General features: G+C 41.4%; 12 protein-coding genes and 3 tRNA genes. 6 read left to right on the top strand and 9 right to left on the bottom strand.

Annotated elements, in window-relative coordinates:
- Window positions 1-13: 13 nt before the first annotated feature.
- From BV902_RS16760 to pfkA, 9 genes are all read right to left on the bottom strand, one after another.
- A complete protein-coding gene (locus BV902_RS16760; RefSeq protein ID WP_075992911.1) occupies window positions 14-433 on the bottom strand; it encodes an arsenate reductase ArsC in 420 nt (139 codons plus the stop codon).
- Window positions 434-448: 15 nt separating this feature from the next.
- Window positions 449-1,018: a DUF6428 family protein gene (locus BV902_RS16755; RefSeq protein ID WP_075992910.1), complete on the bottom strand. Its 570-nt coding sequence runs from the start codon at window positions 1,016-1,018 to the stop codon at window positions 449-451.
- Between the two features lie 39 nt (window positions 1,019-1,057).
- Window positions 1,058-1,387, bottom strand: a complete 330-nt coding sequence (locus BV902_RS16750) for an ArsR/SmtB family transcription factor (protein ID WP_075992909.1) — start codon at window positions 1,385-1,387, stop codon at window positions 1,058-1,060.
- Between the two features lie 188 nt (window positions 1,388-1,575).
- A tRNA-Leu gene (locus BV902_RS16745) sits at window positions 1,576-1,660 on the bottom strand.
- A gap of 5 nt (window positions 1,661-1,665) precedes the next feature.
- A tRNA-Gly gene (locus BV902_RS16740) sits at window positions 1,666-1,738 on the bottom strand.
- A gap of 50 nt (window positions 1,739-1,788) precedes the next feature.
- Window positions 1,789-1,864: transfer RNA gene (locus tag BV902_RS16735), tRNA-Phe, on the bottom strand.
- Between the two features lie 174 nt (window positions 1,865-2,038).
- A complete protein-coding gene (gene gap, locus BV902_RS16730) occupies window positions 2,039-3,037 on the bottom strand; it encodes a type I glyceraldehyde-3-phosphate dehydrogenase (RefSeq protein ID WP_075992908.1) in 999 nt (332 codons plus the stop codon).
- A gap of 4 nt (window positions 3,038-3,041) precedes the next feature.
- On the bottom strand, window positions 3,042-3,893 hold the full coding sequence (locus tag BV902_RS16725) for a hypothetical protein (protein WP_075992907.1): 852 nt from the start codon (window positions 3,891-3,893) through the stop codon (window positions 3,042-3,044).
- A 17-nt stretch (window positions 3,894-3,910) separates the two neighbouring features.
- Window positions 3,911-4,888, bottom strand: coding sequence for a 6-phosphofructokinase (gene pfkA, locus BV902_RS16720; protein WP_075994837.1), 978 nt, complete (start codon window positions 4,886-4,888; stop codon window positions 3,911-3,913).
- 185 nt (window positions 4,889-5,073) lie between these two features.
- Here pfkA and BV902_RS16715 point away from each other — a divergent pair, with 185 nt between their 5' ends.
- The 6 genes from BV902_RS16715 (at window position 5,074) to glmS (ending at window position 14,195) form a co-directional block, all read left to right on the top strand.
- The gene (locus BV902_RS16715; protein WP_075992906.1) at window positions 5,074-5,745 is read left to right on the top strand and encodes an NUDIX hydrolase; all 672 of its coding nucleotides are present in this window, start codon (window positions 5,074-5,076) and stop codon (window positions 5,743-5,745) included.
- A 169-nt stretch (window positions 5,746-5,914) separates the two neighbouring features.
- Window positions 5,915-6,514 carry a TetR/AcrR family transcriptional regulator gene (locus BV902_RS16710; protein WP_075992905.1) on the top strand — a complete coding sequence of 200 codons (600 nt, stop codon included), beginning with the start codon at window positions 5,915-5,917 and terminating at the stop codon, window positions 6,512-6,514.
- Between the two features lie 28 nt (window positions 6,515-6,542).
- Entirely contained in the window at window positions 6,543-7,886 is a 1,344-nt protein-coding gene (locus tag BV902_RS16705; RefSeq protein ID WP_075992904.1) for a TolC family protein, read from the top strand.
- A 14-nt stretch (window positions 7,887-7,900) separates the two neighbouring features.
- A complete protein-coding gene (locus tag BV902_RS16700) occupies window positions 7,901-8,956 on the top strand; it encodes an efflux RND transporter periplasmic adaptor subunit (RefSeq protein ID WP_075992903.1) in 1,056 nt (351 codons plus the stop codon).
- 64 nt (window positions 8,957-9,020) lie between these two features.
- Window positions 9,021-12,203, top strand: coding sequence for an efflux RND transporter permease subunit (locus BV902_RS16695; RefSeq protein WP_075992902.1), 3,183 nt, complete (start codon window positions 9,021-9,023; stop codon window positions 12,201-12,203).
- A gap of 150 nt (window positions 12,204-12,353) precedes the next feature.
- Window positions 12,354-14,195, top strand: a complete 1,842-nt coding sequence (gene glmS, locus BV902_RS16690) for a glutamine--fructose-6-phosphate transaminase (isomerizing) (RefSeq protein WP_075992901.1) — start codon at window positions 12,354-12,356, stop codon at window positions 14,193-14,195.
- The last annotated feature ends 6 nt before the right edge of the window (window positions 14,196-14,201 follow it).

Raw genomic sequence — 14,201 nt, 5'->3', positions numbered from 1 at the left:
TTAGTGGGTATGTTTATTTATCGAGATTTTCCGCTACAAATTCAGCACTGTATGTTTTGATAAGATCACGTACCCTTCTGAATTCATTCATAACTTCTTCCTCCGTCCCAGTAGCTTTTGCCGGGTCTGGGAAATTGTAATGTAGTTTTTTAGCCCTTGAAGGAAAATATGGACAACTCTCTTTGGCATTATCACAGACCGTAATTACATAGTCAAAGTCTATTGCCGCATACTCATTGACATGATTAGAGGTGTGGGATGAGATATCAATGCCAGCTTCAGCCATAACCTGAATGGCTTTAGGGTTAACGCCATGCGTTTCTATGCCGGCGCTATAAACCTCGGCTCGGCTACCTGCGAAATGTCTTAAAAATCCTTCTGCAATTTGGCTGCGGCAACTGTTGCCGGTGCAGAGTACCAATATTTTTTCCATTTTTTAATGTCTTGATTAGCAGCAGCCGCCACCAGGTTTACAAACGGGGCCATCAGCAGCCAGATTAACCATTTCCAGCTTTACGGGTTCGGCTTTAGCAACGGGGGAGCAGCATTCTTCTCCGGCTGACGTGGTGCCACAACTTCCCCCGCGGTTAATGGCTTTGCACTGGGTATAATCTGGAGTAAGGTTAACGATTAAATCTTGTCCGGACACGGTAAAATTACCCGGATACATTTGACGTGTATCGAACTGCGAGTTGCCGAATTCAATTTTTACAATAGCATTGGGATTAAGCGGTAATTTCTTTTCAACGATATCAACGATAGACATCGCTTTACTTGCCTGCATTGCACGGCCTTCTTCTGTTTCCCTTGGTTCCCATAGTTGAACAATGATTTCAGTCCAGGAGTTCATTACGCCACCACAATCGACGGATACGATCGGAGCCTGTTTGATTTCTGTGATATGGTAGGAGGGATCTACCCATTTACCTGCTGCATATTCAAATTGTAAAATTTGATTCGGGTTTTGCTGGAGCTGCGTTTTAAACGTTTCCCAGTTGATAAATGCTGTGTTGTTCATGTTATATTGCAATTTAACGATTAATTGATATAAATTTTTTTAGCAACAGTTTGTGTTCTCTTTATAAGAGTCAAAGAAAGCTGCCAGGTTTGTTTTCAATAATTTCCAGGCTTTCGGTTCAATGCAATAGCATACCCGTACACCCTCAATGGTGCCCTGGATAATACCTGCATTCTTCAATTCTTTAAGGTGCTGGGAAATTGTTGGCTGTGCCAATCCTAGTTCCTCAACCAGATCACCACAGATACACGAATTTGCACGGATGATGGATTGAAGGATCGCAATACGGGCAGGATGGCCCAATGCTTTGAGCATTGTGGCGAGCTGATTCTGCTCTTCTGTGAATATTTCTGTCTTAGTAAGTCCCATAATGTTATTGCAATATTACGATTAATTTTTCGAAAATGCCAAATTGGAAACAAAAATTATGTTACGATGATATTAATCGTAGTCTTGCGCTCAAATCGAACTCGAAATGGCCTAATATTAAATTTGGGGCAAAGGTTTTTTTTTGGTATAAAAAAAAAGAGACAACCGATACTCGGCGTCTCTTCTTGTACCTAGGGCGGGAATCGAACCCGCACTCCCTTAACGGGAACAGGATTTTAAGTCCTGCGTGTCTACCAGTTCCACCACCTAGGCAGGTGAGCGAAAAACGAGATTCGAACTCGCGACCCCAACCTTGGCAAGGTTGTGCTCTACCAGCTGAGCTATTTTCGCATTGGAATTATTATTCTTTCAATCTGTCAGAACCTTGCGTTCTTCCTTTTTGGTGGTGCCAGCTGGATTCGAACCAGCGACACAAGGATTTTCAGTCCTTTGCTCTACCAACTGAGCTATGGCACCTTTTCAATTTAGCTGTCTGCCTTATTGATGATGCAAATATAGACGGATTATTTGAATTACGAAAGCTAAAAGCGCTTTTTTTGCGTTTAAACGCCAACCTGCTGATTTTTAAGGAAAAAAAATAAGGGGCTATTCTACACGAATAGCCCCTCTATAGGATATTGGTCGAGTTGATTAAGACAATTTACCAACTTCTAATACCAAGTCAACGATTTTGTTTGAATATCCCCATTCGTTGTCATACCAAGATACAACTTTAACGAAGTTATCATTCAATGAAATTCCTGCTTTTGCATCGAAGATTGATGTACGTGCATCACCTAAGAAATCTGAAGAAACAACTTCGTCTTCAGTATAACCTAAGATACCTTTCAATTCGCCTTCAGAAGCTTCTTTCATTGCAGTTTTGATTTCTTCGTATGAAGCACCTCTGTTCAAACGTACTGTTAAGTCAACAACTGAAACGTCTGCTGTAGGAACGCGCAATGACATACCTGTCAATTTACCTTTCAATTCTGGAAGAACCAAACCTACTGCTTTAGCAGCACCTGTAGATGAAGGGATGATATTTTGGTATGCACCGCGACCACCTCTCCAGTCTTTTACTGAAGGACCGTCTACAGTTTTTTGTGTTGCTGTAACCGCGTGTACTGTTGTCATCAAACCTTCAACGATACCAAATTTATCGTTTAATACTTTAGCGATAGGCGCTAAACAGTTTGTAGTACATGAAGCGTTTGAAACGATGTGTTGATCAGCTTTCAATTCTTTGTGGTTTACACCCATTACGAAAGTAGGGGTGTCGTCTTTCGCCGGAGCAGACATCACTACTTTTTTAGCACCTGCATCGATGTGTTTTTGAGCCAACTCTTGAGTCAAGAAGAAACCTGTAGATTCGATGATTACTTCAGCACCTACTTCATTCCATTTCAAGTTTGCCGGATCTTTCTCAGCTGTAACACGGATAGTTTTTCCGTTAACAACCAAATTACCGTCTTTTACTTCTACAGAACCGTCAAATTTGCCATGTGTTGAATCATATTTCAACATATAAGCCATATAATCTGGTTCAACTAAGTCATTGATACCAACAATTTCAATTTCTGGACGATTGATAGCCGCTCTAAATGCTAAACGACCAATACGGCCAAATCCGTTAATTCCAATTTTCATATTCTTAATTTTTATTGATATAATATTTAATTAAATTATGTATCGGTTCTTTTACAACAGTACCAATACTGATATTAAATTCGTCTGTGGCAACTTCCCGAAGCAAGTGCTCATAATTAAACGCTACTGAACCCGTAAAGTTTACGTCACTGTCCGGATATTCTTTCATTAAGGGCTTGATGTAGGTTTTTATAAACGTACGAAGCCCATTTTTAACCAATTGACTAATGAATAGATGATCTTTATTTTCGAGGACAAAGTCGGTAAATGAATTCAGAAAATTTGTCGGTTGTGGGGAAATATACACCCTTTCCAAAATGGTTTTCTTATCGATGTTAAATTCTCTTTCCAGTTTGTCCCGCAGATCAACAGGTAAGGTATCCGTCATATAATGTTTGAGCAGCTGCTGGCTATTCCAGTTTGTCGCCCCCTCATCGGCCAGAATATAACCTAGACCATAGTTATTGTCAATGATTTTTTTCCCTGTATAATAAGCTGCATTTGATCCACTCCCAATGATGCCAATAATTCCCCTTTCGTCGCCGAAAGTGGAAATTGCCGAAGCAATGACATCATGATCAACCCGTACGCGCGCATTGACGAAAAAACGTTCGAGGACGTTTTTTATTTTATCTTTACGTTCCTTCGACGAAGATCCCGCTCCGAAAAAATAGATCCGTCTGATTTTTTCGGCGTTGTTGATCAGGTTGGTGTTTTTATGCAAATGCTGTAGTATGGAGCGCTCATCTTGAAGATAAGGATTGATCCCGTTCATGCGGAACCCCGTAGTGATCCGCCCCTTGTCGGCCAATCTCCAGTCTGAAAATCGAGATCCACTATATACTACTGCTATCATGTCTGTTCAAATTATGATTATAAAATCTCAGCCATTTCCAATAAATCAGGGCTAAGTTTAATTTCCTTATTGCTGATTGCTTCTTCAATTGGAGTTGTCTTGATTTCATTACCACGAAGCCCAACAGTAACTCGTGTGTTTCCGGCCAATAATTCATTGACAGCAGCAAAGCCCAATCTACTCGCAAGCACGCGGTCGAAACTCGTTGGAGAACCACCTCGTTGCAAATGCCCTAATATACTAACTTTCGTGTCGTAATGATCAAACTTTTCTTTTACTTTTTTTGCGACATAATAAGCACCACCATTTTGGTCGCCCTCTGCAACAATAACAATAGATGACGATTTCTTTTTAATGGCGCCGTCTTCTAAATGACGGATTAAATCGTCAATGGCCGTTTCTTTCTCTGGAAGTAAGATTGCTTCGGCTCCGCCTGCAATACCTGCATTCAACGCAATACAACCTGAATCCCGGCCCATTACTTCAACAAAGAAAAGACGTTCATGTGACGCCGCAGTATCTCTGATTTTATCAATAGCTTCAATGACTGTATTGTTGGCCGTATCATAACCGATGGTATAATCAGAACCGTAAAGGTCATTATCTATTGTACCAGGTATACCTATAATAGGTATCTCAAATTCTTTGGAGAAAAAATTAGCCCCTGTAAAGGTACCGTCACCACCAATAACCACCAATGCATCCACACCGGCAGCGATCAGATTGTCATAGCCTTTTCGACGGCCTTCCGGCGTCTTGAACTCCATGCAACGCGCTGTTTTTAATATCGTACCACCACGTTGTATAATATTGCTGACCGAACGCGTATCCATTTCTATGAAATTTGCATCGATCAGACCTTGGTATCCTTGATAAATACCCGTTACTTGCAATCCCTTATGTAATGCTGTTCGAACAACAGCACGAATACAGGCATTCATACCAGGAGCATCACCTCCCGACGTTAATACACCTATTTTTTTAATTTCTTTTATCACACGCTATATTTTAGGTTTTACGAATATAAGATTTTTATAGTGTATATTCTACACTTTGAATAAATTTTTCAATATTTTTTTGCGCATCACGTTTAGGAAGCGTATAATTGTTACAGATAACCCGATGATTAGTAACCGCTAAATTTAGCTCAGTATATTGCACATAAATAAATTTAGAAGTTTTGTATAGTAATTTTACCGTTGACTGTGTCATATTAGGCTTTCACGAAGGAGAATTAAAAGTTCTTTTGGCCGAAAGAAATGAATATCCTTTTAAGGATTGGTGGGCATTGCCAGGTTTTTTCGTGGATAATGACGAAGAGATGGAAGATGCCGTAAAACGAATTTTGTATGAGAATACAGGTTTGAAAGATGTATTTATGGATCAACTGCATTCCTTTGCCGGATTAAAACGGCATCCAAAGGGGCGCATTCTGACGGTGGCCTATTACGCCCTCGTGCAGCTGGACAATACCAAATTGAAAACCAAACCTGTTACAAACTATATGAAGCAGGCGAAATGGTTTCCCGTTCGGAATGTACCTGAACTGGCATTTGACCATAAGCAGATTTTGGACCTCTGTCTGGAGCGATTGCAGCGGCGTCTTGCTTATAAGCCGATTGCTTTTGAGTTGCTGCCCGAAAAATTTACCCTCACACAGTTACAGCTGGTGTATGAGGGGATCTTGAATAAACCACTCGATAAACGCAATTTTAGAAAGAAAATGCAAAATTATGGCTTTCTAAAAGAGCTCGACGAAGTGCAGACTGGAGTTGCCTATCGCGCAGCACGGCTCTATAAACTGGATAAACGAAAATTCTTAAAACATTTTCAGAACACGGTCGCATTCTAACAGATCTGTTCGTATAATAAAAGGCAAACTCGAGAGTTTGCCTTTTTTGTTGTCAGGTTAATATCAAAATTATTACAATTTCAAAATTTATTTTGCCCAAGATGTTACTTTTTATATTTTTGAACAATTTTTGATAAAAGTCAGAAAGTAGAAAGGAGTTTTTTGAAGAATGGAAGATAGAAAAGATCAAATCATTCATGCGGCGATAAGACGCTTTATGCATTACGGTTTTAGTAAGACTACGATGAATGAAATTGCGGAGGATATAAAAATTACCAAAGCGAATTTGTACTACTATTATTCGGAAAAGAATGCACTTATACGGGATGTGATTGTGCGTTTGACAGATGAATATAGGGAAGAGGAGGAGAAGATGGTGGCGGTGCACGTGGGCACCACTTACGAGCTGATCATGAAAATACTGGAACTGCGCGATGCATTCGTCCGGAAATACTATATGCTGCACATGAACGAAAATCTGGAATGGATCAAGGGACTTTCCATGCAGGATTTTTTTCAATGTCTCCACGACCGCGATGTGAAAGCCTTGTTTGAGATCCTTCAGATCGGTGCCGAAAAAGGTGAAATCGATGGGGAGCATCTCTATGAAACAGCCGAAATCTATGTGGAATTGATGAAAAGCTTATCCTTGATGTGCAATATTTCCGATATCATTTCGGGGATTCCAAATCAGGATCGGTTTGATGAAGTATTGCAGAAACAAAGGCTGGCTACCAAGCTGTTTTTTAATGGTATAAATAAAAAGTAGATATAAAATTAGGACAAATAAATTAGGAATGAAAACAATCAGAATACTAGCCAGCCTTTTATTAGGTACGATGGTTTTCCAGAGTCATGCACAGCAACAATTGAGCTTAAGTGATGCGATTAAATTTGCTTTGCAGAACAAAGCTGATGCGAAAAAGGCAGGACTCGATGTCATAAATGCCGAACATAAAATCGCGGAAGTTAAATCAGGCGCATTGCCACAAGTGAATTTTAATGGTGGAATTACCTACAATCCAATGATCCAAAAAGTTGCTTTACCAGGAGAGCTTGTTGGTCAGCCAGGGACAACCGTGATGGCAGCTTTTGGACAAAAATGGCAATCCACAAATTCAATAAGTTTAAACCAACAGCTGTTTAATCAAACGGTATTTACTGGATTGAAGGCTGCTAAAACTACACGCGAATTTTATGTAGTCAACAAGACTTTAACAGATGAGCAGTTGATTGAGAAAGTGGCAAATAGTTATTATGATGTTTATCAGTCCAAATTGCAATTGAAAACTGTAGATAACAACTTGGAGAGCACAACAAAAACAAGGGATGTTATCGAGGGGTTGTTTAAAAATGGGTTAGCCAAGAAGATTGATTTGGACCGTACAAACGTTGCCGTGACGAATTTAAAAGCCTCTAGACAACAGCTGATAAATGCTGTTGAGCTAAAGGAAAATGCGTTGAAATTTGTGATTGGCATGTCCATGTCGGAGCAGATTTCCATGCCGAGCTCCACCTTTGAGACCGTTGCCTTAGATGCTGTATATAATCCGCTAGACGTTTCTGACAGGACGGAGATTCAGGTGTTGGCAAAACAAAATGAATTGCTTGAATTAAATAAAAAAGCAGAGATCTCCAAATATTATCCGACGCTGTCGTTGACTGCCAACTATGGAAGACAGGGTTTGGGACCTGTTTTCCCAATATTTTCTAAAGCTGAAGGTGTAAATTGGTCCGGCTTTTCGGGTATCGGACTTAATCTGACCGTTCCTATTTTCAACGGATTCCTGACACGTTCGAAAGTTCGTCAGGCGCAAATTGATATTGATAAGTTACAGGTGGATATTGCTGATACGAAACTGGCCTTAAGTATGGCAGCAGAGAATTCAAAGGTTCAGATCAAAAACTCCTTGTTGACGATCGAGTCGAATCGCAAAAATGTGGATTTGGCGAAATCGGTATTGGAAGATACAAACAACAACTATAAAAATGGTCTAGCGACATTGACTGATCTTTTGGATGCAGAAAACGCTTATGCAGATGCACAAAATAATTTAAACACTTCCTTGCTGGATTATAAAATTGCTGAAGTTCAGCTGATCAAAGCAAATGGAAAACTTAAATCACTCATTAACGAATAATTGACTAATACAATATGAAACGCGGAATTATTACCCTACTTATTATTGCTGCTGGTTTAGCAGGAATATTTTTTGTGTTAAATAAGAATAAAAAGAAAAACGAAGCCGAAACTGCGGAAGTAGCCAAGAAAAATGTGGCTATTGCTGTGCGTATCGATACAGCAAAAGTATCTTCCATGGATTTACGCTATACTGCTAACGGAACATTTTCTCCGAAACAGGAAGTAACTGTTTCGGCTGAAACTGCCGGCCGGGTAGCGAAAGTATTGGTTGATGAGGGTTCGCATGTGAGTGCGGGACAGACTTTGGCAATCATCGAGGGTGATAAACTGAATGTTAACGTGGCGAATGCGCAAGCGGCATATACCAATGCGCAGGCTGATCTGAATCGTTTTGAAAGTGCTTTTTCTACGGGAGGTGTAACCAAACAACAGTTAGATCAGGTGAAATTGCAATTTGAGAATGCGAAAAATAACTTAAAAGCTTCTAAATTAAATGCTGGCGATGTAACCATCAAAACGTCGGTATCGGGTATCATCAATTCACGTAAAATCGAACCGGGCACTTACCTGAATGTCGGTGCTGCGGCCTTCGATATTGTGAATGTTGCGACCTTGAAATTGCGTGTCAATGTAGACGAAAAGAATGTAGCGACCTTAAAAATCGGTCAATCTGTTGATGTGACAGCGAGTGTGTATGCAGATCAACGCTTTACCGGTAAAGTAACATTTATCGCACCTAAATCGGACGGTAGCTTAAATTTCCCGGTTGAAATCGAGGTAAATAATGCATCGAACCAATTGCGTGCTGGTATGTATGGCACGGCCATCTTCGGCGAGGGCGTTGCCAGCAATACATTGATCGTACCACGAAATGCTTTTGTGGGTAGTGTGAGCGACAACAAGATCTTTGTGCTGAAAAACGGTAAAGCAATCGAAACAAATGTCAAATCTGGTAGAAACTTTGGTGATTACATCGAGATCTTAGGTGGTTTGCAAAATGGCGATCAGGTGATTGTTTCGGGTCAGATCAATCTATTTGACCAAAGCCCTGTAGAGATTATTAAATAGAGCATACTGTAATCAGTAGCAGATGCAACCCCGGTTGTATGGCTATTAAAAATAAATTATTCGAATGAAAATTACCGAAATATCGATAAAACGCCCCAGTATAATTATCGTATTATTTATAATACTGACATTAGGCGGGTTGTTTTCTTATACGCGATTGGGCTATGAATTGGTCCCTAAATTTGAAATTAACGTCATTACGGTACAGACGGTCTATCCGGGAGCTTCACCTGCAGAGGTTGAGAGTTCGGTGACAAAAAAAATAGAGGATGCCATTTCATCCCTGGAAAGTATCAAAAAGGTGGAGTCGACTTCGTTGGAAGGGGTATCAATTGTCATGATCACCCTCAACAACGGTGCGGATGTCAACTTCCTGCTTACCGATGCTCAACGGAAAATCAATGCCGTGATCAACGATTTGCCGGATGATGTAAAAACACCTTCACTCTCCAAATTTTCCCTGGATGATGTGGCCATCATGAGTTTGGCCGTAACGTCCAACTTATCGGAGAAAGAACTCTATGATCTTTTGGATAATAAAATCCAGCCGGTCTTTGCGCGGATCAATGGTGTTGCAAAAGTAGACCTGATCGGTGGAGAGGAACGTGAAATCCAGATCTCTGTAGATCCGAAGAAAATTGAAGGTTATGGACTGACAATTTCTCAGGTACAGCAAATAGTAGCTGCATCCAATCTCGATTTCCCGACAGGTAACGTAAGTACCCGCGATAACCGGACAACCATCCGTCTTTCGGGTAAAGTCACTTCGATCGAGGAGCTGCGTAACCTTCCGATCACAACGCCGGCAGGGGTGCAGATCTATCTGCGCGATATCGCCGATGTACGGGATGGTATCAAAGAGATTGAAAAAGTAGCCCGTCTTGACCGTCAGAATACAATCTTATTGCAGGTCTTTAAACAGTCTGATGCAAATGCGGTAGCGGTATCCGAAGCGGTCAAGAAAACGATTGCTGTACACGATAAAAACGGAAAAGTAATTAGCGGTGTAGAGAAGGATTATGCGGCACAGAATATTAAAATTCTAGTGGCCAATGACTCTTCAGAATTTACATTGAATGCGGCCGATAACGTGATCCACGACTTAATGATTGCCATTGCATTGGTGGGCTTTATCATGTTGTTCTTCTTGCAGAGTTTACGTAATGCGGCGATCACCATGGTGGCGATTCCTTTATCTTTGATTGCTACCTTTATTGGCTTGCTTCTAATGGGCTATACCCTGAATTTGATGTCTTTACTAGGTTTATCCCTGGTGGTCGGTATTCTTGTGGATGATGCGATCGTTGTTATCGAAAATATTCACCGCCACATGGAGATGGGTAAAAACAAGGTGCGTGCGGCATTTGATGGTGCTTCGGAAATTGGATTTACAGTAACGGCGATCACCTTGGTTATCGTGGTGGTGTTCCTTCCGATCGCGATGTCTACGGGCTTGGTGGCCAATATCCTGGCGCAATTCTGTGTGACTGTAATCATCTCGACTTTATTATCCTTATTGGTGTCATTTACGGTAGTACCTTGGTTATACTCGCGTTTCGGTAAATTGGAGCACTTGAGCAAAACATCTTTCTTTGGCCGTATTATTCATGGCTTTGAAAGCGGTTTGAACAGCTTCACACATTGGGTTGCAGGATTATTGACATGGGCTTTACAAAACGTTGGTACAAAACTAGCTACTTTGTTTTTGGCTATTGGTTTGCTTGTGGCATCGTTTTTTTTGGTCGGTATGGGTTATATCGGTTCGGACTTCTTCCCGAGTATCGACCGTAAGGAGTTTTTCATCCAGTTGGAACTCGATAAAGACGCTTCCCTGGAGAAGACCAACTTATTGACGCAGAAAGCGGAGGCTTATATTAAATCGAAACCCGATGTCAAAGAAATTATTACGACAGTGGGGCAGTCCTCGGACGGTATGGCCTCGACAACGGGTTCGCGTTACAAATCGGAGATCCACGTGATCCTCGACAAAGAAAATTTTGAAGGCAACTCACAGGTATATTCAGCGACGCTGAAGCGTGAACTCGAAAATAAACTGATCGGTGCAAAAATCAAAACGGTCAATGTGGGTATCATGGGAGCGGAGCAGGCGCCATTGAAGCTGACCATTATAGGTGCTTCTGTCGAAGATGCACAGGAATTTGCGGAGAAGGCGGCAGATCAATTGCGCAAGATCCCTGGAGCAGCGGGTGTCAAATTGACTTCTGAAGCGGGAAACCCCGAGATCAATGTGAAGATCGACCGTGATAAAATGACCTCTTTGGGGCTGAATGTCTCTACTGTGGGTATGACGATGCAAACGGCATTTTCAGGAAACACGGATAACAAATACAGAGCCGGCGATAATGAGTACGATATCAATATCCGCTATGCGGAAAATGGTCGTGCCAATATCGACAACGTGCGTGATCTGAAATTTATCAATAATCAGGGTGCTTCCATTTCTTTGGATCAATTTGCCAATGTAACTTATGGCTCGGGACCTACTTTGTTGGAACGTCGCGACAAGTCGCCGGCAGTATCCATTCAGGGACAGGCCATCGGTAGACCGATGGGTACCGTAGCGCAAGAGTGGCAGGCACAGTTTGAAAAATTGCCGCGTAAACCGGGAATCGTCTTTATCTGGGGTGGTAACATGGAGAACCAAACCGAAGGTTTTGGTACTTTGGGAATTGCCTTATTGGCATCTATTATCCTAGTATATTTGGTAATGGTTGCTTTATACGATAGTTTTATCACACCATTTGTGGTCTTGTTCTCGATTCCATTGTCGTTTATCGGAGCCCTGTTGTTCTTGGCTTTGGGAAATCAGACCTTGAATATCTTTACGATTTTGGGTATCATCATGTTGATTGGTCTAGTGGCCAAGAATGCGATCATGCTGGTTGATTTTGCCAACCATCGTAAGGAAGCTGGCGATAACACGCACGATGCATTGGTGGCAGCCAATCATGCACGTCTTCGTCCGATTTTAATGACGACAATTGCCATGGTATTTGGTATGATTCCTATTGCAATCGCTACTGGAGACGGTGCCGATATGAATAGAGGTCTTGCGATTGTTATCATCGGTGGTTTGTTATCTTCTTTATTTTTAACCCTGGTTGTTGTACCAGTGGTGTACTCCATTTTTGACAGTCTTCAACGTCGTTTTGGCAAGAAGGAAAAAACAAATTATGAAGCCTTGATGAAGGAAGATTATGACCATGTAGATGTGGCAGAACACTAAAAAATAATACATTTTACAATAGAAAAAGGCGACTAATAAAACATTAGCCGCCTTTTTTGTGTTAATTCTAGGTTAATCAATCGATTGCGTAGATATTTTTTATTACATTGCGGCGCATTAACAAAATATACACTTAAAATTGAGACATACATGTGTGGAATTGTAGGATACACAGGTTATCGTCAGGCGTATGGTATCGTCATTGACGGATTACAAAAGTTAGAATACCGTGGTTATGACAGTGCTGGAGTGGCATTGCATAAAGGTGAGCAGATCGATGTTTACAAAAAGACAGGTAAAGTCGCAAACTTGGAGGAGTTTGTGTATGGCAAAGATCTACAGTCGACCACAGGGATAGGCCACACCCGTTGGGCTACCCATGGTGAGCCTTCTGATCGGAATGCACATCCGCATTATTCCAATAGCGGGCGTATTGCGATGATTCATAATGGCATCATTGAAAACTATGCTTCCTTAAAATCAGAATTAATCAATAAAGGTTATACATTTAAAAGTGATACCGATACAGAGGTTCTGGTCAACTTTATCGAAGAGATCCAAGTGCAGAATGAATGCTCTTTAGAAGAAGCGATTCGTATTGCTTTGAAACGGGTCGTAGGGGCCTATGTGATCCTTGTATTGGAGGCTGGTCATCCGGATCGTATTATTGCAGCGCGTAAAGGAAGTCCTTTGGTGATTGGTATCGGTAAAAATGAGCATTTTTTGGGTTCAGATGCTTCCCCGATGCTAGCATATACCAAAGAAGTCGTTTATATCAATGACTACGAATTGGCTATTATCACTCCGGAGGAGTTGATCCTTAAAAATCTGGGTAATGAGCGCATCACGCCTTATGTCCAAAAATTGGATCTGGAGTTGTCGGCTATTGAAAAAGGTGGCTTTGATCACTTTATGTTGAAAGAGATCTTCGAGCAACCGCAAACGATCTTTGACTCCATGCGTGGACGTCTGGATCTGCAATCCCATCAGATTACATTGAGTGGCATTGAAAAATTTGCGAATGAGATCAGCAATACCAATCGCATTGTGATTGTTGCCTGTGGTACGAGCTGGCATGCCGGACTTATTGCAGAATATGTTATTGAGGAATTATGCCGTATTAATGTAGAAGTTGAATATGCGTCGGAATTCCGCTACCGTAATCCGGTTATTCATCCAGGGGATGTTATCTTGGCGATTTCCCAAAGTGGTGAAACGGCTGATACATTGGTTGCGTTGGAAAATGCGAAAAAACAAGGCGCTATTATATTGGGGGTTGTCAATGTTGTTGGATCTTCTATCGCACGACTTTCGGATGCAGGTGCCTATACACATGCTGGACCTGAAATCGGTGTGGCGAGTACAAAAGCATTTACGGCACAGTTGACTGTATTGAACCTGATCGCCTTAAAGATTGCTTCTTTGAGAGGCTCGATCAGCGAAGAACGTTATCAAAAACTTGCACAGGAATTAAATGAGGTGCCTGAAAAGGTCCAGTGGATTTTGGATACGCAGGTTGATAAAATCAAAACCATCGCCAAAAAGTACAAAGATGCCCGAGACTTCCTTTTCTTGGGTAGGGGGTATAATTTCCCGGTTGCCTTGGAAGGTGCGCTTAAACTCAAGGAAATTTCCTATATCCATGCCGAAGGTTATCCTGCAGCAGAAATGAAGCATGGGCCTATTGCATTGGTTGACGAGAACTTACCGGTTGTTTTTATCGCTACAAAAGATGCTTATCACGAGAAGATTGTTTCAAATATTCAGGAGATCAAAGCGCGTAAAGGAAAGATTATATCGGTGGTTACCAAAGGCGATGCTGTTTCAGAAAATCTATCGGATGATTTTATGGAAATTCCGGAGGCCGATGAGATCATTGCTCCATTGATTTCGGTTGTACCATTGCAACTGCTATCGTATTATATTGGTGTAGAGCTAGGCTTGGATGTGGACAAACCACGTAACCTGGCGAAGTCGGTAACTGTAGAGTAAGGAGGC

Source organism: Sphingobacterium sp. B29 (assembly GCF_001952815.1).
GTDB classification, from domain to species: Bacteria; Bacteroidota; Bacteroidia; order Sphingobacteriales; family Sphingobacteriaceae; genus Sphingobacterium; species Sphingobacterium siyangense.
Note: the sequence above shows the minus strand (reverse complement) of the source record. Positions and strands in the feature narration are given on the sequence as shown.